Here is a 21,005-nt window from a genome sequence, read left to right as displayed (position 1 = left end):
GCGCGTATCGCGCCTACATGTTCGGGTAGTTCGGTCCGCCTGCCCCTTCCGGCACCACCCAGGTGATGTTCTGGGCCGGGTCCTTGATATCACAGGTTTTGCAGTGGACGCAGTTCTGTCCGTTGATCTGGAACTGGGGTCCGCTTTCGCTTTCGACCACTTCATATACACCGGCCGGGCAGTAACGCTGCGCCGGTTCAGCATATTTGGGCAGGTTCTGGCTGATAGGGATGCTGGCATCCTTCAGCTTGAGGTGGCAAGGCTGATCCTCTTCATGGTTGGTATTGGAGAGGAATACCGACGAGAGCTTGTCAAATGACAGCACGCCATCCGGTTTCGGGTACTGGATTTCAGGACATTCGCTGGCCAGTTTGAGCTGCTCGTGATCCTTGTGCAGGTCGTGCAGGGTGAGCGGAATCTTGCCGCCAAACCAGTTCTGGTCGATGTAGTTAAACGCGCCGCCGAGATAAGGGCCGAACTTGTGCATCGCCGGGCCGAAGTTGCGGGCGCGGTAAAGTTCGTCGTACAACCATGAATTTTTGTATGCGTCGGTAAAACTGTTGAGTTCTGCGCCGCCTTCGTCACCGTTGGTCAATACGGCTGCAATGGACTCGCCTGCCAGCATGCCGGATTTCATGGCGGTGTGGATGCCCTTGATCTTGGAGAAGTTCAAGGTGCCGGCATCACAGCCGATCAGCAGTGCACCGGGCATACACATTTTTGGCAGGGTGTTGAAGCCGCCCTTGGTAATGGCGCGGGCACCATAGGAGACGCGTTTGCCACCTTCGAGATACTGTTTGATCTCGGGGTGGTGCTTCATGCGCTGGAACTCGTCGAAGGGGCTCAGCCATGGATTGGAATAGTTAAGGTCGATGATTAGCCCGACCACGACCTGGTTATCATCGGTGTGGTAAAGGAAGAAGCCGCCGCTGGCACCATCGGTGAGCGGCCAGCCGGAGCCGTGTACCACCAGGCCAGGCTTGTGTTTGGCCGGGTCGATGTCCCAGAGCTCCTTGATGCCGATGCCATAGTGTTGTGGGTCGGCGTCTTTATCGAGGGCGAATTTCTCGATCAGTTGTTTGCCCAGGTGGCCACGGCAGCCTTCAGAGAAGATAGTGTATTTGGCGTGCAGCTCCATGCCGGGCATGTAGTTGGGGCCCTGTTCACCGGCAGCGGTAACGCCCATGTCGCCGGTAGCGATGCCTTTGACACTGCCATTGTCGTGATACAGCACTTCAGCAGCGGCAAAGCCTGGGAATACTTCAACACCAAGCTGTTCAGCCTGTTCACCCAGCCAGCGGGTCACATTAGCTAAGCTGACAATATAATTGCCGTCGTTGTGCATGGTTTTGGGCACAAAGGCATTGGGCAGCTTGACTGAGCTGGTTTCGTTCTTGAGCATCAGGAGCTGGTCTTCGGTGACGGCGGTGTTCAAGGGTGCGCCGCGTTCCTTCCAGTCGGGGAACAGTTCGTCCAGTGCGCGGGTTTCCATGACGGCACCTGAGAGGATGTGCGCGCCGACTTCGGAGCCTTTCTCTACCACACAGACGGTCAGTTCCTGTTCGGCGGCCTGGGCCTGCTGCATCAGCCGGCAAGCGGCTGAAAGGCCGGCAACGCCAGCGCCGACGATTACTACATCAAATTCCATCGATTCGCGATTCACGGTTGTTCCTCCATCGGTGTGGGTGCTGTTGCTATTCTTGTTCTGCGCCACATCGTATGCCATTTTTGTATGTAACCATGATAAGTAAAAACCCTTATTTGTAAAGCGGGAGGGTGGATGTTTGGTTGTTCTGCTTTTGTATAAGGGATATTGCTTATTTCGTCGGGCTGTTTATGATGCAAAACAACACCCACAAGAGGTGGGGCCGCTGCGGGTGGCTCATAACACAAGCAAAGGGTATGACAATGAAGGTCTTGGTAACGGTTAAGCGAGTGATCGATTACAACGTCAAGGTACGCGTCAAGTCCGACAATACTGACGTTGATCTGAATAATGTAAAAATGGCAATCAACCCCTTCTGTGAGATTGCGGTTGAAGAAGCGGTGCGCTTGAAAGAATCCGGACAGGCCAGTGAAGTCGTGGTTGTCTCTCTGGGTGCTCAGGCCGCTCAGGAACAGTTGCGTACAGCGCTGGCGCTGGGTGCCGATCGCGCCATTCTGGTGCAGAGCGACGATACGCTGGAATCCCTGTCGGTCGCTAAACTGTTGGCGAAGATCGTCGAGAAAGAGCAGCCAGATCTGGTGCTGATGGGCAAGCAGGCGATTGACTCCGACAACAATCAGACCGGTCAGATGCTGGCAGCCTTGACTGGCATGGGGCAAGGTACCTTTGCTTCAGAGATCAAGGTTGACGGTAATCAGCTTCAGGTCACTCGTGAAGTGGATGGCGGGTTGCAGACGATCGCGTTGAACACGCCGGCTGTTGTTACGGTCGATCTGCGCCTGAACGAGCCGCGTTATGCCTCTTTGCCCAATATCATGAAAGCCAAGCGCAAGCCGCTGGAAACAGTCACGCCTGCTGATCTGGGTGTTGAAGTGCGTGCACACACCAAACTGTTGAAGGTGGAGTCACCGGCCGAGCGTTCTGCCGGTATCAAGGTGGCGGATATTGCTGAGCTGGTCGAAAAACTGAAGAACGAGGCGAAGGTGATCTGATGACTATTCTGGTAATTGCTGAACATGATAATCAGGCGCTGAAGCCGTCTACACTGGTGACGCTTGCTGCGGCGGCTGAAATTGGTGGTGATGTCACGGTGTTGGTCGCCGGAAACGGTTGTGCCACGGCGGCAGAAAATGCGGCCAAGGCAGTAGGCGTAAGCAAGGTATTGCTGGCAGACAACCCGGCGTACGATCACGAGATTGCCGAGAACATGGCGGCATTGATTCTGTCTCTCGCTGAAGGGTATACCCATATTCTGGCACCGGCGACGGCCAATGGTAAGAACTTCATGCCGCGCGTGGCCGCGCTGCTGGATGTGGGGCAGATTTCCGATATCGTCAAGGTTGAATCGGCCGATACCTTTGCGCGTCCGATCTATGCCGGTAATGCCATCGCAACCGTGCAGTCTCTGGATGCGGTTAAAGTGATTACTGTGCGCGGGACTGCATTCGATGCGGTTGCGGCTGAAGGTGGCAGTGCCGCTGTTGAAGTGCTGTCTCAGGTTGAAGATGCCGGTTTGAGCCGCTTCGTGGGTGAGGAAATGGCTAAATCCGATCGTCCGGAATTGACCTCTGCACGTGTGGTTATCTCGGGTGGCCGTGGGATGGCGGACAGTGAGCATTTCCACCTGTTGGAAAAAGTCGCTGACAAACTGGGTGCGGCAGTGGGCGCGTCACGTGCGGCCGTGGATGCCGGTTTTGCGCCGAACGACATGCAGGTGGGTCAGACGGGCAAGATCGTTGCGCCTGATCTTTACATCGCTGTAGGCATTTCCGGTGCGATTCAGCACTTGGCCGGGATGAAGGATTCCAAGGTGATTGTTGCGATCAACAAGGATGAAGAGGCGCCGATCTTCCAGGTAGCCGATTATGGGCTGGTGGCCGATCTGTTCACGGCTCTGCCGGAACTCGATAGCGCGTTGTAAGTTGTAAGCAACCAGGCCACAGCATGGCTGTGGCCTGGTCATGTTACTGAGTATGCTGTGGATGGGTGGCGATGAAGTGACGCAAGGCACCGTTTAACAGAGCCTGCCGATGCTGGTCCCCGCATCGTTTTGCCCGTTCAATATCATCCAGAATGAAGCGCTTGATACGATTCTCGCCATCATGGGTGATCAGGTAATGCCCCAGTGCAACCGCGATCATGGGGTTCATGTGTTCATGTTCGGCGATGGCGCTGATCTCGTCTGCGGACAGGTCGCTCATTTCCAAACATTCTTCATACGTCAACATACCACTCTCCTCGTTTTATCTTGCAGGGTGAAGTGGCCGTCCAGGCTGCTTCGGTTGGAGCCCTCAGTGTAGGCGGTTGTCAGCTCAATTCGAGGCCGCGAGCATGTGATTTCTTCATCTGTTTTAAAATTGTTTGTCGAGAGTTTCATGCTGCACCTGCACGTAGAAGGGCGGCAGAAGGGTATGAGGTGATATGCTGGCGCGGTTTTCAACCGACAGAGCGGAAGCAGCAATGTTATTTTCCTCCGACCGTATGAGTCCGGCCGAGATTTACCACACATTGACTCAGGTCATTATCCCTCGGCCGATTGCCTGGGTGCTGAGTCCAAACGATGCTGATTTCAGCAGTCTTAACCTTGCACCATTCTCCTTTTTCAATGCGGTGTGTAATGATCCGCCCATTCTGATGCTGTCCATGGGACAGAAATCCGACGGAACATTGAAAGATAGCTGCCGCAATCTGTTGGAGCGCAAGCGTTGTGTTATTCATGTCGGTGCTGAAGATCAGGCACAGGCGGTGTCGGATACGGCGCGTGAGTTGCCCTTTGGTGAATCGGAACTGGCGTTGGCGGGGTATGAGTTGGTTGATTTCGCTGATACGGGCATGAAACGTATTCAGGGTGTGCCGATTGCGATGGCCTGTCGCTTGTATCAGCATATGGAAGTGGGTAACAAGCCGCAGAACCTGTTGCTGGTCGAGGTGGAGCAGGTGTGGGTGGATGACCGTGCCTGTTATACCGATGCCAAGGGGCGCGTGCGTGTGGATGCCGAGTTGGTGCGTCCGCTGGCGCGACTCGGTGGCTCTGAATATGCCAGTTTTGGTGAAGTGTTCCGTATCGAGCGACGCTGACAGGTGTTTGACATCTGTCCGGTGCTGCTGCAGAGTAGCGCGCTTTTTTGTGGCCATATTTGAGCTTTCGGGAGAGACATAAATGAATGCTGTAGTTGCAGCAGTCGTCGTGATGCTGGTGTTGAGCTTGTTGCGTACACCGGTTGTCGTGGCGCTGGTGCTGGGTGCCTTGAGCGCCGGTTTGTTGGCAGGAATGGGGCTTGATGCCACGTTGGCGGCGTTTACCGGTGGCATCGGCGGCGGTGCCGAGGTGGCTCTGAACTATGCCATGCTGGGCGGTTTTGCCGTCGCAATTGCCCAGTCGGGTCTGCCGCATGCGTTGGCTGACCTGGTGCAGCGTAAGCTGGGTACCACGCAAGGGCGGGCAAACCGGGTCGTGAAGTATTCGCTGATTCTGGTGCTGGCCGCGGTCGCAATTTCGTCACAGAACCTGATTCCGATCCATATTGCCTTTATTCCGCTGCTGGTACCCCCGCTGCTGATGGTGATGAGTAAAATGCAGCTGGACCGTCGTCTGATTGCCTGTGTCCTTACCTTTGGTCTGGTGACGCCTTACATGTTCCTGCCGGTTGGTTTTGGCGGTATCTTTCTGAACGATATTCTGCTGAAAAACCTGGGCAGTAATGGCCTGGGTACTGAAGGCATCAATGTGATGGCGGCGATGTGGATTCCGGCTGCCGGCATGTTGGTTGGTCTGATGCTGGCCCTGTTCACATATCGCAAGCCGCGACGTTATGACATGGAGCGACTGGAGGCGGCCGAACGTGCAGAAGTCAATTACAGCACGGCGCGTCTGGTTTCGGTAATGGTGGCCTTGTTGGCGGCGTTTGGTGTGCAGCTCTGGACGGGTTCCATGGTGCTGGGCGCGCTGTCGGGCTACATGTTGTGCACACTGACCGGCATTATCCGCTGGAAACAGGCAGATGGTGTGCTGATTGATGGCATGAAGATGATGGCCATGATCGGCTTTATCATGATTACCGCTGCCGGTTTTGCCGAGGTGATGCGTCAGACCGGTGAAATCACTACTCTGGTGGAAAGCAGTGCCGAGGTCATTGATGGCAACAAGGCGTTGGCGGCATTGTTGATGTTGCTGGTCGGGTTGCTGGTTACGCTCGGAATCGGTTCTTCATTTTCGACCATTCCGATCATCGCCGCGATCTATGTGCCGCTGGGCCTGTCGCTGGGTTTCAGTCCATTGGCAATTGTTGCACTGGTGGGTACGGCAGGTGCGCTGGGTGATGCCGGCTCGCCGGCTTCCGACTCCACGCTGGGGCCGACGGCCGGTTTGAGCGTGGACGGCCAGCACCATCATATCTGGGACACCGTGGTGCCCACCTTCCTGCACTACAATCTGCCGCTACTGGTGGCAGGCTGGACAGCAGCGATGGTGCTCTAAAACACGGGTTCAGCCTATTGGATTAATCTGGCTGTCGAAAGGGCAGCCAGGTTGTCAGCTCCGCGATCTGTTGTTCCATCAGAGCGCGCTCTTCCTCAATGAAATCCTCAATGGCCTGGGCAAAACGCGGGTCTGCAATGCGGTGTAATGACCGGGTACGAATCGGTTCAAAGCCACGCTGAATTTTGTGTTCACCCTGAGCGCCTGGATCGAAATGATTCAGGCCGTGTTCGATGCAGAACTCGATGCCCTGATAATAGCAGGCCTCAAAGTGCAGGCTGTCGTGGTCGGCACTGCAGCCCCAATAGCGCCCATACAGGGTGTCATTGCCTTTGAAGTACAGTGCTGCGGCAACCGGTGTGCCCGTGTGTTCGGCCAGCACGAGTAGTATCTGTTCCGGCATGGTCTGCAGTAACTGCTGGAAAAATGCGGCGGACAGGTAGCCTTGACGGCCGCGTTTGAGATAAGTGGACTGATAGAATTGATAAAAGCATTCCAGATGCTCGGTCTGAATCTGCTGTCCGGTCAGGCGCTGTAAGGTGACGCCCTGTTCGCTGACCTTGCGCCGCTCTCGTTTCACGGCCTTGCGTTTGCGTGACGTGAAACGGCTGAGGAAGTGTTCGAAGTCGTTATAGCCATGGTTGAACCAGTGATACTGGCAACCTGACCGATTGAGTACATCAGGGGGCATTGCATCGGCAACCTGTTGTTCGGGAAACAGGCTGTGCCAGGACGATGCCTTGAACTGTTGCATGACCTGATCCAGCAGGTTTGGCAGCAGTCGTGCCGCTTCACGTGCTGGCAGCGATGTACCGTAACGAGGGCCGGTGGCAGGGGTAAACGGGATGGCATTGAGCAGCTTGGGGTAATACGCCAAACCGTTGCGTTGATAGGCATCCGCCCAAGCCCAGTCGAAGACGTATTCGCCCCAGGAGTGGGACTTCAGATAGAGCGGCATGACCAGTACGCAGGTGTCATCCTGCATCAGCTCCAGATGCAAGGGCTGCCAGCCATTCTCGGGGCTGACCGAACGGGAGGTTTCCAGTGCCAGCAGGAAGGCGTGGCGCAGGAACGGATAGCCCGGATCGCAGAGTGCGTCCCAGTGGTCGGGATCGATCGCATCAATGCTGGGGTGAAGATTGACTTTATACATGCTGACCTATACTAATTCTGGTAACACTTGGATTGCCAAGCATATTTTTTGAGGAGCAGGGTGATGGACGAACTTGAACTGGAATTTGAACTCGATCCCCGCTTGATGGCTGATACCATCGCGCTGGGTGATTTCCCGTTATGTCGCTTGCTGCTGATGAACGACAGTCAGTACCCGTGGCTGATACTGGTGCCGCGCCGCGCCGGGGTGACCGAACTGTACCACCTGCCAGCCAATGAGCAGCAACAGTTGATGCATGAAGTCAGCGAGCTGGCAGAAACTCTGGCAGATCTGTTTCAAGCGAGCAAGATGAACGTGGCGACGCTGGGCAATATGGTGCCTCAGTTGCATATGCATGTCATCGCTCGTCAGGCCTCGGATCCAGCCTGGCCGGGGCCGGTCTGGGGCCAGCATCCGGCGGTACCTTACACGCCGGAACAGCTGGATCGCGTGCGCACCAAGCTGGAGGTGTTGCTTGATGGTGAGCTGGCCTTCGAGCCGCACAACTGATTACTGACCGTCAATCCCTGCCGCCGGGCCTGTCAGGCCCGGCTAAATCAGTTATAATTCCCGCCTTTAATTTCCATGTTGCATTCGGATACAGGAACAGGACACTATGCGCAGCCATTATTGCGGCGATCTCAGAGCAGAACATATCGGCGAAGATATTACTCTCAGCGGTTGGGTACACCGCCGTCGAGATCACGGCGGGGTGATTTTCCTCGACCTTCGTGACCGTGAAGGCATTTCCCAGGTTGTGTTTGACCCGGACCGTGAAGAAAGCTTCAATCTGGCCGACAGTGTCCGTAGCGAATACGTGGTTGAAGTACGTGGTACGGTGCGCGCACGTCCCGAAGGTACGACCAACAAGGATATGGGTACCGGCGAGATCGAAGTGCTGGGCAAGGAACTGATCATCCTTAACAAGGCTGAGACACCGCCATTCCAGCTGGATGAACACCAGCAGGTGGGCGAGGATGTACGTCTGCGTCACCGTTTCATCGATCTGCGTCGTCCGGAAATCCAGCGCAAGCTGCGTTTCCGCTCCCAGATCACCCATAACATCCGTAACTACCTCGAAGACAACGGCTTCCTTGATATCGAAACGCCGATCCTGACCCGTGCAACGCCGGAAGGTGCGCGTGACTATCTGGTGCCGAGTCGTACTCATGAGGGCAGCTTCTTCGCGTTGCCGCAGTCACCGCAGCTGTTCAAGCAGTTGCTGATGGTGTCTGGCTTCGACCGTTACTACCAGATCGCCAAGTGCTTCCGTGATGAAGACCTGCGTGCTGATCGTCAGCCTGAATTTACCCAGATCGACATCGAAACCTCGTTCATGGACGAGGAAGGCATCATGGGTCTGACCGAAAACATGATCCGCGAGCTGTTCACCGAACTGCTGGGTGTAGATCTTGGCCAGTTCCCGCGGATGCCGTATTCCGAGGCGATGAAGCGTTTCGGTTCCGATAAGCCCGACCTGCGTATCCCGCTGGAACTGGTAGACGTGGCTGATCTGCTGCAGGATATTGAATTCAAGGTGTTTGCTGGTCCGGCCAAAGATCCGAAAGGCCGTGTTGCTGCACTGAAAGTGCCGGGCGGTGCCGAACTGACCCGTAAGATCATTGACGACTACACCAAGTTCGTCGGTATCTATGGTGCCAAGGGTCTGGCCTGGATCAAGGTCAACGAACTGGAGAAGGGTGCGGAAGGTCTGCAGTCCCCGATCGTCAAGTTCCTGGGCGAAGATGTAGCCATGAAGGTCATGGAGCGTCTGGATGCGAGCAACGGCGATATCATCTTCTTCGGTGCCGATAAGGAAACCGTGGTCAACGAAGCACTGGGTGCGCTGCGTATCAAGGTTGGCGAAGACATGAACCTGATCGAGCGCGAATGGGCGCCGCTGTGGGTTGTTGATTTCCCGATGTTCGAAGAGACCAGTAATGGCGGCATGACTGCACTGCATCACCCGTTCACTGCGCCGAGCTGCTCGCCTGAAGAGCTGATCGCAGAGCCGGAAGGCAAGCTGTCACGCGCGTATGACATGGTGTTGAACGGTACCGAGCTGGGTGGTGGTTCTGTGCGTATCCACGACCAGGCGATGCAGAAAGCGGTCTTCAAGGTGCTGGGTATCAGTGATGAAGAAGCGGAAGAGAAGTTCGGCTTCCTGCTCAACGCGCTGAAATTCGGTGCTCCGCCCCATGGTGGCCTTGCATTCGGTCTTGACCGTCTGGTCATGCTGATGACCGGTTCCGCGTCGATCCGTGAAGTTATCGCATTCCCGAAAACCCAGAGTGCCGCCTGTCTGTTGACAGATGCACCGGGTGAAGTCAGTGCCGCTCAGCTGCGTGAGCTGAACATCAAACTGCGCAAAACTCCCTGATGCGTATCGCGGGTGGCCTTCAGTGCCACCCGCACGTACAGATGAAGACACGAACACGATCACAGGGTCTGTTCAGGCCCTGCAGTCAATTGAGGATGTTGTATGGCAGGTCATTCCAAATGGGCTAATATCAAGCATCGCAAGGCGGCACAGGACGCCAAGCGTGGCAAAATCTTCACCAAGCTTATTCGTGAGCTCACCGTTGCAGCCAAAGAGGGCGGCGGCAGTGTTGAAGATAACCCGCGTCTGCGTGCAGCGGTCGACAAGGCGCTGGGCGCCAACATGAAGAAAGACACCGTTGAAAAAGCAATTCAGCGCGGTGCCGGTGGTGGTGAAGGCGATAACTACGATGAGCTGACCTACGAAGGTTATGGCCCGAACGGTGTGGCGGTTCTGGTTGAATGCATGACTGATAACGTCAATCGTACCGTGTCTCAGGTGCGTGCTGCCTTCAACAAGGCCGGCGGCAATCTGGGTACCAATGGTTCCGTTGCCTACCTGTTCGAAAAGAAAGGCCAGATCAGCTTTGATGAAAGTGTCGATGAAGATGCGATCATGGAAGCGGCGCTGGAGGCGGGTGCCGATGATGTTGTCACCAATGATGACGGCTCAATTGATGTGTTTGCTCCTTGGCAAGACTTTATGGACGTCAAACAGTCACTGGTTGATGCCGGTTTTGAACCGGTATATGCCGAAGTCGGCATGATTCCGGCAACCACCGTTGATCTTGATGTGGAAGGTGGGCAGAAGGCGCTGCGTTTGATTGATGCGCTGGAAGATCTCGACGATACCCAGAATGTCTACCACAACGCCGAGATTCCTGAAGAAGCGATGGAATAAGCGTTCTGTGCCATGAGCAATGAAAACCGGGGGCGACCCCGGTTTTTTGTGGGCAGGTCGCGGCATAATAGTGTATATATGTACAGCTTTATGCTGAGGCCTGTGCTGCCGTTTGGAGTATCGAGATGAACCTATGCTGATTTTGGGGATAGACCCCGGTTCACGCATTACCGGTTACGGTGTGATTGATGTATCGGGTCCACGTATCGACTATGTGGCCAGTGGCTGTATTCGTATCAGTGGTGATGTGTTGGCTGAGCGTCTGCAGCAGGTATATGCTGGCGTCAGTGAAGTCATTGAGCGTTACCAGCCGCACGAGATGGCGATCGAGCAGGTGTTCATGTCCCGCAATGCGGACTCTGCGCTCAAACTTGGGCAGGCGCGTGGCGTGGCCATTGTGGCCGGTTCCAATCGAGCCTTGCCGGTAGCCGAATACGCCGCCCGACGGGTCAAGCAGTCAGTGGTGGGCAATGGCGGTGCCGATAAGGTGCAGGTTCAGCATATGGTCGCGCATCTGCTAAAGCTGCCGGGATTGCCCCAGGCGGATGCGGCAGATGCATTGGCGATAGCGCTCTGCCATGCGCATACCACGGCGGGGCAGATTCAGCAGGCGCGCGGTAAAACCGCCGGGCGTTGGCGATATTGATTTTTATGGAGACAGATAACCCGTGATCGGACATCTCAGAGGTCGAATTCTGGAAAAACAGCCGCCCTGGATGCTGCTGGACGTCAATGGTGTGGGCTATGAAGTCGAAGCCTCAATGAACACCTTTTACAAACTGCCGGAAGTTGGTGCTGAGGTGGCGCTGCACACGCACTTTGTGGTGCGCGAAGATGCGCAGTTGCTGTACGGGTTTGCCGATCAGCAGGAGAAGCTGCTGTTTCGTGCCCTGATCAAGGCCAATGGTGTTGGCCCCAAACTGGCGCTATCGATTCTGTCCGGTATCAGTGCGGAGGAGTTCATCCGTACTGTACATAATGAAGATACCACGGCGTTGGTAAGGGTGCCGGGGGTTGGCAAGAAGACTGCCGAGCGTTTGATTGTCGAAATGAAGGATCGTCTGAACCAGTTGCAATTGCCAACACTGGTCGAGTTGGAGCTGAGTTCGGGTAATCTGCCGCCCGCAGCTGCCGCGACTACAGATCATCGTATGGAGGCCGAGAGTGCGCTGATTGCGTTGGGCTATAAGCCACAGCAGGCGACGCGTGCGATCGAGCAAGCCGTTCAGGTTATGGGTGAATCAGCGGGCACTGAAGATCTGATTCGCCAGGCACTGAAAGCCATGGTAAGCGGGTGAGGGTGACAGCATGAAAATAGAAGCGGATCGCTTCATGGCGCCGGTCGCAACGCCTGTTGAAGAGGTGAATGACCGCGCCATTCGCCCCAAGCTGCTGGCTGACTATGAAGGGCAGCCGGCGGTGCGTGAACAGATGGAAATCTTCATCGACGCTGCGCGTCGGCGTGAAGAGGCGCTGGATCATACCTTGATCTTCGGCCCTCCGGGTTTGGGCAAGACGACATTGGCGAACATCATTGCGCACGAGATGGGGTCGCAGATCAAGACCACCTCTGGTCCGGTGTTGGAGAAGGCTGGCGATCTGGCGGCATTGCTGACCAATCTGGAGCCAGGAGATGTGCTGTTTATCGATGAGATCCATCGACTCAGTCCTAATGTGGAGGAGGTGCTATACCCCGCCATGGAGGACTATCAGCTGGATATCATGATTGGTGAAGGTCCGGCTGCCCGTTCAATCAAGCTGGATCTGCCGCCCTTCACTCTGGTGGGGGCGACCACGCGTGCAGGCCTGCTGACTTCGCCGTTACGTGACCGTTTTGGCATTGTGCAGCGTCTGGAATATTACTCGGTGGCAGATCTGACCGGTATTGTCATGCGTTCAGGGCAGTTATCGGGTACCGAAATTGATCGTGAGGGCGCACACGAAATCGCTCAGCGTTCACGAGGGACGCCGCGTATCGCCAACCGCCTGCTGCGCCGTGCACGTGACTTTGCCGAGGTGAAGGGTGATGGTCGGATCTCCAAGAAGATCGCAGATCTGGCGCTGAACATGCTTAATGTCGATGAGCGTGGGTTTGACCATATGGACCGGCGCTTGTTGTTGGCGATGATCGAAAAGTTCGGTGGTGGCCCTGTGGGTGTGGACAGCCTGGCGGCAGCCATCAGTGAGGAGCGTGACACGATTGAAGATGTACTGGAGCCGTATCTGATCCAGCAGGGTTTCATGATGCGTACCCCGCGCGGTCGTGTGGTGACTGACCATGCTTATGTGCACTTTGGTTTGGAAAGACCTGACTGATATCAATAGTCCAGTTACACTTTCGTGGCCGTGATTATCATCATGATGGAGATCAATTTTTGACCATCTTTGGTGCCGTAGGATGAAGTGATTCATCCTATTGGAGGCCATGACAATGGCAGCAGTACTGAATCATGATGAGTTGGAAGGCTTTGCCGAGGCTCTGCATGAATTGCTTGAGGCGCTACATGAAGCATTGACGGACGAGCTGAATGAGATTGAGCATGTGCGCCATTTGCTCAGGCGGACGGGGCAAGGGTGTTCAGAGCGACAATCGGCGCTGGATGTCGCTCGGCGACTTAATTTGGCCCATCTACAGCACCATCTGTTGTCGATCGCTGACTGCAACGCGGCACTGGAACGTATCAATCGTGGCAGCTTCGGGTGCTGCCATCAATGTGGGGAGGCTATTGAGCTGAACCGTCTGCGCGCCGACCCGCTGATCATTACCTGCCTGTGCTGTCATGGCTGAGGCCTTGTTTTAAAATCTGCTGCTGTTATTGTTTGTGCCAACTCTAACCTGATCAGGTCAACGGCATGCCGTTTCAGTGGCCGATACGTGTCTACATCGAAGATACCGACCTGGGCGGTATCGTATATTACGTCAATTATCTCAAGTTCATGGAGCGCGCACGGACCGAATTGTTGCGCCACCATGGCTATTCCCAATACCTGCTGGCGCAGGACGATATCCTGTTTGTAGTTTCCAGGGTGGAGGGGCGATATTTACAGCCTGCTCGTCTGGATGATGAACTTCTGGTCAGTGTTGACCTCGAACAGGCGTCCGGCGCGCGCGTTACTTTTTTGCAAACAATTACCCGCGCTTCAGATTCTGTTCTGCTTTGTCAGGCTACAGTAGATGTCGCCTGTGTGTCGGCGTCGCGGTTCAAGCCTCGACGCTGGCCGGCGAGCATGTTGAATCAATTGATGTCCCGTCCTGTGCAACTGCCCACTATTGAGGAGAAATAATGGAAGACAAGCTGTCAATCTGGAGTCTCGTGCTGAATGCGAGTCTCGTAGTGCAATTGGTCATGCTGCTGTTGCTGTTGGCATCCTTCCTGTCGTGGGTAATGATTTTTCAGCGCAATCAGGTGATGCGCAAGGCGCACCGAGCGCTGCGACAGTTTGAAGATCGCTTCTGGTCCGGTATCGACTTGGGCCAGTTGTTTCGCGAGGTAAGCCAGACACCTGATGCGGGGAGTGGGGCAGAAAATATTTTTCGGGCGGGGCTGCAGGAGTATACGCGTCTGACCCAGAAAGCGGACAGCGATCCGGATATGGTCATGAACGGTGTGCAGCGCGCCATGCGGGTAGCCATGGCGCGTGAAGAGGAGCGCCTGGAACGTCATCTGCCGTTCTTGGCGACGGTGGGATCGACCAGCCCTTACGTCGGTCTGTTTGGCACGGTGTGGGGGATCATGAACGCGTTCCGTGGCCTGGCGAATGTACATCAGGCGACATTGGCATCGGTGGCGCCGGGTATTTCGGAGGCGTTGGTGGCTACCGCGATCGGTCTGTTTGCCGCGATCCCGGCCGTTATTGCCTATAACCGTTTTTCTTCCCAGTCTGAAGGGCTGTTGAGTGCCTACGATACCTTTGCCGATGAGTTTTCGAGCATTCTCTATCGCCGTGTTCACCGTGCCGTTTGAGGCTGACCGATGATTCGAAAAGAGCGCAAGAAACGCAAGTTGAATGCCGACATCAATGTGGTGCCCTACATTGATGTCACGCTGGTGCTATTGGTGATTTTTATGGTGACGGCTCCGATGCTGACACAGGGTGTCAGTGTCGAGCTTCCCCAAGCGGCGGCTGAACCGGTCAAGGACCAGAATGAAGAGCCGGTGATCCTGACGGTTGATGCGCAGGGTTTGTACTACATCAATGTCGGGGGTGACGAGAAGGCGCCCATCAGTCGCGATGAAGTGGCTGATCGAGTGGGCAAGATTCTGGGTTCGGCACCGGAAAAACTTTTGCTGGTACGGGGGGACCGTGATGCGAGCTATGATCAGGTTGTACAGTTGATGGTGTTGTTGCAGCAAGTGGGTGCGCGCAGTGTCGGCCTGGTGACGGAATAGGGTTCGCCGTGGAGATCAGAAGCTACATTCTGCCAACCGTGCTGGCATTGGGCGTACATGCGCTGGTACTGGTGTTGTTGGGGACGCATTGGATTGATCATGCCGAACCGCAGCGCATGGTGCCTCGGCATATTGAAGCACAGATGGTCGATCTGACTGCATTGGCTGAGCGTGAAGCCGAGCGCGCACGTGTGGCAAATGAACAGGCGCAACAGGCTGAGCAGGCTCGGAAGGCTGAGCGCAGACGTCAGGAGCAGGCTGCTGCCGAGCAGCGTAAGCAGGAGCTGGCCAAGCGCAAAGCCGAGGCTGATGCCAAACGTAAGGCTCAGCAGGAGGCTGAGCGCAAGCGTCAGCAAGAGCAGGCCCGTAAGCAGGCAGCTGAAAAGCAGCGCAAAGCCGAGTTGGCGGCCAAGCAGCGAGCGCAGGCTGCCGAAAAGCAACGTCAGGCGGACGCTCTTGCGCGCAAGCAAGCGGCCGACGCTCAACGCAAGGCAGAGGCGGCAGCGCGTGCAGCGGCTGAGCGCAAGCGTCAGCAGCAACAGGCAGAGGCGGAGCTGCAGCAGGCGTTGCAGCGTGAGCAGCAAGCGCGTACAGCGGCTGCTCAGCGTGCTTCTCAGGTTGTGGTTGGTGACATCCAGTCATATATCCAGGCGCTGCTGCAGGACAGTTGGCGCATTCCGAGTACGGCGCGTAACGGTATGGAGGCGGTGGTCGCGATTCATTTTCTGCCCAGTGGTGAAGTGGATCAGGCCTATATTGATACCAGTAGTGGCAACGCTGCCTTCGATAATTCAGCGGTACGGGCGGTATATCGGGTGCAGCGCTTTCCGCGCGTAGCCGAGATTGACCCCATACTGTTTGAACGCCGCTTACGTAAATTGTTGGTCAAATTCAGACCGGAGGGACTCAGGTGGTGATAATAAAACGCTATTGTGTGGCGCTGTTGCTGATGTGTGTGGCGGTTGTAGCCAGAGCCGAGTTGGTTGTTGAAGTCACTCAGGGAGTTGAGGCGCCTACAGCGATTGCGGTGGTACCGTTCGGAAATGAAACCGGTGGTGCGCTGACGGACGATGTAGCGGCAATTGTGCAGCAGGATCTGCAGCGCAGCGGCTTTTTCGAGCCTATGCCACGCGACAACATGCTGGGGTTTCCCGTGCGCCGCGATGAGATATTTTTCCGTGACTGGCGGATTGCCAAGATGGATTATGTCGTGATCGGTCAGGCTCGTCCGGTTGCTGGAGGAGAGGTTAGCCTGCGCTTTGAGCTGCATGATGTGTTGCGTGAGCAAGCTTTGCTCAGCGAGCAGGTCACAGTCGCGCGTGATGGGCTCCGTGACGGGGCGCATTTTATTGCCGATCGCTTGTTTGAGCGGCTGACCGGACTCAAAGGTGCCTTTTCTACCAAGATTGTTTACGTAACGGCAGAGCAGCTGTCGGCTCAGCGCCAACGTTTCCGCCTGCAGTTGGCGGACTGGGACGGTGCGCGCTCGACCACGATTCTGGAATCGGCTGAGCCGATTATGTCACCGGTCTGGTCTATGGACGGTTCCAAGCTGGCCTATGTGTCGTTCGAGACCGGAAAGCCGGCCATTTACGTGCAGTATCTGGCGACCGGGCGACGTGAGCGTATTCAGTCCTTTCCCGGGTTGAATGGTGCCCCGTCCTGGTCACCGGATGGCAACAGTCTGGCGCTAGTGTTGTCACGTGATGGCAATCCTGAAATTTATGTGTTGGATCTGCTGACCAAAAAGCTGCAGCGAATTACACGACATTATGGCATCGACACCGAGCCTAGTTGGGCACCGGACGGCCAGTCACTGACGTTTACTTCGGATCGTGGTGGTCAGCCGCAGATTTACCGTCTCGACCTGGCCAGCCGTAAGTTGGAGCGTCTAACCTTTGAAGGCAACTATAATGCCCGTGGCCGGTTGACTCAGGACGGGCGCTTTTTGGCAATGGTGCATCGAAGCAGTGGCGGCGGTAACGGTTTTGATATTGCCGTACAGGATTTGAAAACCGGACGGTTGGATATTCTGACGCGCTCCGGCATGGTCGAGTCCCCCAGCATCGCACCGAACGGCAGTGTAGTCATTTATGCGACCCAGGAAGGTACCCGAGGCGTGTTGTCTGCGGTGTCGCTCGACGGGCGTGTGGAGTTCAGGATGCCGGCCGGGAGTGGTGATGTACGCGAGCCTGCGTGGTCACCTTATCTGCGTTGATCCGGCCGTTGGATGCCGCACTTGGGTTAGACTTGAAAGATACAAACAACTTTTTTGAAGACGACATTACAGGGGAAAAATATGCGGGTAAGTAAGCTGACGAAATCGGCCGTGATTGCAGCAATTATGGCTATGGCAGCAGGTTGTAGTACTACCAGCACAACGACTGACGGTGGTGCAGCGGGCGTTGGTGGTAGTGCTCAGGCAGGTAACGGCACCAATAGTTACGGTGTTTCAGGCGGTGCTGTAAGCGGTGGCGCGGTGGTAACTGCGGAAGATCTGAAGCAGCTGCGCACAGTGTTCTATTTTGATTTTGACAGAGCGGTCGTGCGTCAGGAGGGTTTCACCGATCTGGAAGCGCATGCGCGTTACCTGGCTCAGAACCCTGCAGCCTCCGTGCGTCTTGAAGGCCATGCTGACGAGCGCGGTACCCGTGAGTACAATATTGCTTTGGGTGAGCGTCGTGCACAGTCCGTCGAGCGTTTGCTGGTGGTCAACGGCGCATCGGCCAATCAGGTTGAAACGGTGAGCTACGGTGAAGAAAAACCAGCAGTGCTGGGCCATGATGCGACGTCCTGGTCGCAGAATCGTCGTGTCGAGTTGAAATATCTGAGCAAGTAATCAAATCATGATAAAACATTCACTCTGTTGGACAGTAATGGCGCTGGCGGCGTCAACGGCTCCTGTGTACGCGGCTCCGGTCACGGTTGTGGAGGTGTCGGAAGTGGACGGCAGTGTGGCTAGTTCCGTACGTCAGGGCCCGCTTTCAGCACAGAATGAGATGGTATTCATGCTGCAGCAGTTGCAGGATGAAGTGCGTACGTTGCGTGGCATTGTCGAGCAGCAGCAATACCGTCTGGAACAGCTGGATGTCCAGCAGCGTGATCGTTATCGTGATATGGATCGGCGGATCAGCGTACTGTTACAGGCGTTGCCTGACACGGGTGTTGCCGTAGCAGGGGCCGCTGCGGCGGTTTCTGAGTTGTCGGGGGCGGCGGCCTCCGGTGCAGTTGCGTCAGATCCGGTTGCCGGAGAACAGGCCGCGGCGGTGGTGCCGGAGTTGCCAGCGGCTGCGTCTGCGCCTTCATCGCAGAGTCAGGCGGCCTATGATGCGGCTTTTGCACAGGTTAGGCAGCGTGATTTTGCGGCAGCTGAAGCGGCGTTCAAGGCGTTTTTGCGTGATTACCCCGACAGCCCGCTGCAGGCAAATGCCTGGTACTGGCTGGGTGAGGTTTACCTGGCGCAGCAGAAGTCTGCCGAGTCACGTACGGCATTTACACGTGTGATCGAGCAGTTCACGACCCACACCAAAGCCGCTGATGCGCTCTACAAACTTGGTGTGCTGGCAGGGCGTGAAGGTGATGCTGGCAAGGCCCGGCAACTGATGCAGCGTGTCGTGCAGACGTATCCGCAATCGTCCGCAGCTGATTTGGCGCGTGGTTATTTAAAGCCTTAATAAAAGATTTGATGATTGATGAAACAACATGAAAAACGGGCAGTTGTACTGCTTTCTGGTGGTTTGGATTCGGCCACTGCGCTGGCGATGGCCAAAGAGCAGGGGTATACCTGTCACGTGCTCAGTTTTGACTACGGTCAGCGTTCTCTGACCGAGCTGAATGCAGCCAAGGCGATTGCTGAACAGATGGGGGTGGCCGAGCATCGGATATTGCGCCTGCATCTGGAAGATTTTGGCGGCTCGGCACTGACTGATACCAGTATTGAGATGCCGGAAGGTGAAACCGAGGGTGTGCCGGTAACGTACGTTCCTGCGCGTAATACGGTGTTTCTGTCGTTGGCGCTTGGGTGGGCTGAAGTGCTGGATGCCGATGCGATCTTTATTGGTGTTAATGCAGTGGACTATTCGGGATATCCTGATTGTCGTCCCGAGTTTATCGCGGCATTTGAAACCATGGCTAACCTGGCCACGCGCCGAGGCATTGATGGTAACCCCATTCGTATCGAGACACCGCTGATGAGCATGACCAAGGCGGATATCATCATGCGTGGCAATGCGCTCGGGATTGATTATGCGTTGACGGTATCCTGCTATCAGGCAGATGCTGATGGGCGTGCCTGTGGTCGTTGTGACAGCTGTCGTTTGCGTGCCAAGGGGTTTGCCGACGCAGGTGTGGCTGATCCGACACGTTATTTTTGAGAAAAATGAGTAAATGGGGTTGTCATCTGCTTCAGTGAAGGTAGAATGCGCAGCCCATCGGGTCGTTAGCTCAGTTGGTAGAGCAGTTGGCTTTTAACCAATTGGTCATAGGTTCAAGTCCTATACGACCCACCATTTTTGCCCTGTACAAAGTCAGGCTGTTTGCCTGGTTATGATATGGGTCGTTAGCTCAGTTGGTAGAGCAGTTGGCTTTTAACCAATTGGTCATAGGTTCAAGTCCTATACGACCCACCATCCTTACCCTGCACCAAATCAGGCTGTCTGTCTGATTCTCATGTGGGTCGTTAGCTCAGTTGGTAGAGCAGTTGGCTTTTAACCAATTGGTCATAGGTTCAAGTCCTATACGACCCACCACTTCCTATTTTCCCTTGTATTCCATACTCGCCTATAATCATCTGTAGGGTGGAAGGCCAAATCAAAGCATTAACTACGGTGCGGCTGTGGTATAATCCTCGCCCCATTATTTTTGCCCTCCATGGCATTAACCCGCGGCATTATAAGAACCAGAACTATGTTGAGTAAGCAAGATATTGATGATCGCATACTGGTGCAGGAACACTTCGCTCAGGAGCACCTGCCGTCACAGATGGGGTCTGCTGAGATCGAAGCGTACAAGGAGAAAATCCGTCGACTGCTGGTCGAAAAGGATGCTTGCCTTGTAGCGCACTATTATACCGACGACCTGATTCAGCAGTTGGCCGATGAGACCGGCGGTTGCGTCTCTGATTCGCTCGAGATGGCCCGTTTTGGTGCACGCCACCCCGCATCAACACTGATTGTGGCCGGTGTGCGCTTCATGGGTGAAACTGCCAAAATTCTGAGTCCCGAAAAGCGCATTTTGATGCCAACTCTGGAGGCAACCTGTTCTCTGGATATCGGTTGTCCTGCGGATGAATTTGCAGCGTTTTGTGATCAGCACCCTGATCGTGAAGTGGTGGTATATGCCAACACCTCTGCAGCCGTTAAGGCGCGTGCCGACTGGGTGGTAACATCCAGTATCGCGCTCAAGGTAGTTGAACATCTGGCGGACCAGGGCAAAAAGATAATCTGGGCACCAGACAAGCACTTGGGCGAATACGTCCGCAAGGAAACCGGTGCGGATATGCTGCTTTGGGATGGCAGTTGTATCGTGCATGAGGAGTTCAAGGCCAAGGGCATACTGGACCTGAAACAGGTCTATCCGGATGCTGCGGTACTGGTACACCCCGAATCACCTGATGCGGTGGTACAGATTGCGGATGCTGTGGGATCTACCAGTCAGCTGATCAAGGCTGCCCAGGATATGCCTAATGATACGTTCATTGTGGCAACTGATCGTGGCATCTTTTACAAGATGCAACAGGCGGCTCCGGGTAAGCGCTTGCTGGAAGCACCGACAGGCGGTTCTGGTGCCGTGTGTCGCAGCTGTGCGCATTGTCCCTGGATGGCCATGAATGGTTTGGAAAACATTCTGGCGGCCCTGGAAGAGGGTGCTGATGAGATTCATGTTGATGCAACGCTAAGGGAGCAGGCGCTCAAGCCGCTTCAGCGTATGCTGGATTTCTCGGCTGGATAACGTTGCCGCTGTATAAAAAGCCCGCCAGTGAAACTCACTGAGCGGGTTTTTTATGGCTATGTCTGAGTAAACTGTTGAAGATCTGCCATTCTTAAAGTATTAGCCATAAGCTTTAAGGGTGGCCGCTATGAAAAACGCCCCATTTCAGC

The 21,005-nt window shown here is 55.4% G+C and carries 23 protein-coding genes and 3 tRNA genes; 23 read left to right on the top strand and 3 right to left on the bottom strand.

The genetic code is table 11. The annotated features are described in order from the left end of the window. Positions 1-13 precede the first annotated feature (13 nt). Positions 14-1,648 (bottom strand): electron transfer flavoprotein-ubiquinone oxidoreductase, encoded by a 1,635-nt coding sequence (locus tag CLV44_RS09470; protein ID WP_106591957.1) that lies wholly within the window; start codon positions 1,646-1,648, stop codon positions 14-16. A gap of 260 nt (positions 1,649-1,908) precedes the next feature. Between CLV44_RS09470 and CLV44_RS09465 the strand changes: the two genes are divergently transcribed. Both CLV44_RS09465 and CLV44_RS09460 read left to right on the top strand, forming a co-directional pair. Beyond that, positions 1,909-2,658 carry an electron transfer flavoprotein subunit beta/FixA family protein gene (locus CLV44_RS09465; protein WP_106591881.1) on the top strand — a complete coding sequence of 250 codons (750 nt, stop codon included), beginning with the start codon at positions 1,909-1,911 and terminating at the stop codon, positions 2,656-2,658. Further along, entirely contained in the window at positions 2,658-3,587 is a 930-nt protein-coding gene (locus CLV44_RS09460) for an electron transfer flavoprotein subunit alpha/FixB family protein (RefSeq protein WP_106591880.1), read from the top strand. The genes CLV44_RS09465 and CLV44_RS09460 overlap by 1 nt, the downstream gene beginning before the upstream one ends. 43 nt (positions 3,588-3,630) lie before the next feature. Here the strand turns inward: CLV44_RS09460 and CLV44_RS09455 are convergent, their stop codons facing one another. Further along, complete coding sequence (locus CLV44_RS09455; RefSeq protein ID WP_106591879.1) at positions 3,631-3,894, bottom strand: hypothetical protein; 264 nt, start codon at positions 3,892-3,894, stop codon at positions 3,631-3,633. Between the two features lie 232 nt (positions 3,895-4,126). On the opposite strand from CLV44_RS09455, the gene CLV44_RS09450 reads away from it, so the two are divergent. Both CLV44_RS09450 and CLV44_RS09445 read left to right on the top strand, forming a co-directional pair. After that, entirely contained in the window at positions 4,127-4,744 is a 618-nt protein-coding gene (locus CLV44_RS09450) for a flavin reductase family protein (RefSeq protein ID WP_106591956.1), read from the top strand. An 82-nt stretch (positions 4,745-4,826) separates the two neighbouring features. Next, positions 4,827-6,143 carry a Na+/H+ antiporter family protein gene (locus tag CLV44_RS09445; protein WP_106591878.1) on the top strand — a complete coding sequence of 439 codons (1,317 nt, stop codon included), beginning with the start codon at positions 4,827-4,829 and terminating at the stop codon, positions 6,141-6,143. Between the two features lie 22 nt (positions 6,144-6,165). Here CLV44_RS09445 and CLV44_RS09440 read toward each other — a convergent pair whose 3' ends face one another. Beyond that, positions 6,166-7,296 carry a GNAT family N-acetyltransferase gene (locus tag CLV44_RS09440; protein WP_106591877.1) on the bottom strand — a complete coding sequence of 377 codons (1,131 nt, stop codon included), beginning with the start codon at positions 7,294-7,296 and terminating at the stop codon, positions 6,166-6,168. A gap of 63 nt (positions 7,297-7,359) precedes the next feature. On the opposite strand from CLV44_RS09440, the gene CLV44_RS09435 reads away from it, so the two are divergent. The 19 genes from CLV44_RS09435 to nadA all read left to right on the top strand — a co-directional run bounded on the left by CLV44_RS09435 (position 7,360) and on the right by nadA (position 20,856). After that, positions 7,360-7,806 (top strand): HIT domain-containing protein, encoded by a 447-nt coding sequence (locus CLV44_RS09435; RefSeq protein WP_106591876.1) that lies wholly within the window; start codon positions 7,360-7,362, stop codon positions 7,804-7,806. A gap of 106 nt (positions 7,807-7,912) precedes the next feature. Continuing rightward, entirely contained in the window at positions 7,913-9,676 is a 1,764-nt protein-coding gene (aspS, locus tag CLV44_RS09430) for an aspartate--tRNA ligase (protein ID WP_106591875.1), read from the top strand. A gap of 102 nt (positions 9,677-9,778) precedes the next feature. Then, entirely contained in the window at positions 9,779-10,516 is a 738-nt protein-coding gene (locus CLV44_RS09425) for a YebC/PmpR family DNA-binding transcriptional regulator (protein WP_106591874.1), read from the top strand. Positions 10,517-10,649: 133 nt separating this feature from the next. Beyond that, positions 10,650-11,162, top strand: coding sequence for a crossover junction endodeoxyribonuclease RuvC (gene ruvC, locus CLV44_RS09420; protein WP_106591873.1), 513 nt, complete (start codon positions 10,650-10,652; stop codon positions 11,160-11,162). 22 nt (positions 11,163-11,184) lie between these two features. Beyond that, positions 11,185-11,814: a Holliday junction branch migration protein RuvA gene (ruvA, locus tag CLV44_RS09415; RefSeq protein WP_106591872.1), complete on the top strand. Its 630-nt coding sequence runs from the start codon at positions 11,185-11,187 to the stop codon at positions 11,812-11,814. Between the two features lie 10 nt (positions 11,815-11,824). Next, positions 11,825-12,832: a Holliday junction branch migration DNA helicase RuvB gene (gene ruvB / locus CLV44_RS09410; protein ID WP_106591871.1), complete on the top strand. Its 1,008-nt coding sequence runs from the start codon at positions 11,825-11,827 to the stop codon at positions 12,830-12,832. A gap of 115 nt (positions 12,833-12,947) precedes the next feature. After that, positions 12,948-13,304, top strand: a complete 357-nt coding sequence (locus CLV44_RS09405) for a TraR/DksA family transcriptional regulator (protein ID WP_170069305.1) — start codon at positions 12,948-12,950, stop codon at positions 13,302-13,304. Between the two features lie 65 nt (positions 13,305-13,369). Then, a complete protein-coding gene (gene ybgC / locus CLV44_RS09400) occupies positions 13,370-13,801 on the top strand; it encodes a tol-pal system-associated acyl-CoA thioesterase (protein ID WP_106591869.1) in 432 nt (143 codons plus the stop codon). After that, complete coding sequence (tolQ, locus tag CLV44_RS09395) at positions 13,801-14,481, top strand: protein TolQ (RefSeq protein WP_106591868.1); 681 nt, start codon at positions 13,801-13,803, stop codon at positions 14,479-14,481. The genes ybgC and tolQ overlap by 1 nt, the downstream gene beginning before the upstream one ends. Before the next feature lie 9 nt (positions 14,482-14,490). Then, the gene (gene tolR, locus CLV44_RS09390) at positions 14,491-14,907 is read left to right on the top strand and encodes a protein TolR (RefSeq protein WP_106591867.1); all 417 of its coding nucleotides are present in this window, start codon (positions 14,491-14,493) and stop codon (positions 14,905-14,907) included. An 8-nt stretch (positions 14,908-14,915) separates the two neighbouring features. Continuing rightward, complete coding sequence (tolA, locus tag CLV44_RS09385) at positions 14,916-15,824, top strand: cell envelope integrity protein TolA (RefSeq protein WP_106591866.1); 909 nt, start codon at positions 14,916-14,918, stop codon at positions 15,822-15,824. Positions 15,825-15,856: 32 nt separating this feature from the next. Then, entirely contained in the window at positions 15,857-17,125 is a 1,269-nt protein-coding gene (tolB, locus tag CLV44_RS09380; RefSeq protein WP_245912654.1) for a Tol-Pal system beta propeller repeat protein TolB, read from the top strand. 81 nt (positions 17,126-17,206) lie between these two features. Beyond that, positions 17,207-17,746, top strand: a complete 540-nt coding sequence (gene pal / locus CLV44_RS09375) for a peptidoglycan-associated lipoprotein Pal (RefSeq protein ID WP_106591865.1) — start codon at positions 17,207-17,209, stop codon at positions 17,744-17,746. Between the two features lie 7 nt (positions 17,747-17,753). Then, complete coding sequence (gene ybgF, locus CLV44_RS09370; RefSeq protein WP_106591864.1) at positions 17,754-18,581, top strand: tol-pal system protein YbgF; 828 nt, start codon at positions 17,754-17,756, stop codon at positions 18,579-18,581. A gap of 18 nt (positions 18,582-18,599) precedes the next feature. Further along, positions 18,600-19,280, top strand: a complete 681-nt coding sequence (gene queC, locus CLV44_RS09365) for a 7-cyano-7-deazaguanine synthase QueC (RefSeq protein WP_106591863.1) — start codon at positions 18,600-18,602, stop codon at positions 19,278-19,280. 59 nt (positions 19,281-19,339) lie between these two features. Beyond that, positions 19,340-19,415, top strand: a tRNA-Lys gene (locus CLV44_RS09360). Positions 19,416-19,459: 44 nt separating this feature from the next. Further along, positions 19,460-19,535, top strand: a tRNA-Lys gene (locus CLV44_RS09355). A 44-nt stretch (positions 19,536-19,579) separates the two neighbouring features. Next, positions 19,580-19,655: transfer RNA gene (locus CLV44_RS09350), tRNA-Lys, on the top strand. Between the two features lie 157 nt (positions 19,656-19,812). Then, entirely contained in the window at positions 19,813-20,856 is a 1,044-nt protein-coding gene (gene nadA / locus CLV44_RS09345; protein WP_106591862.1) for a quinolinate synthase NadA, read from the top strand. Positions 20,857-21,005 lie beyond the last annotated feature (149 nt).

It is taken from the genome of Marinobacterium halophilum, assembly GCF_003014615.1.
In the GTDB taxonomy this organism is placed as follows: domain Bacteria; phylum Pseudomonadota; class Gammaproteobacteria; order Pseudomonadales; family Balneatricaceae; genus Marinobacterium; species Marinobacterium halophilum.
Note: the sequence above shows the minus strand (reverse complement) of the source record. Positions and strands in the feature narration are given on the sequence as shown.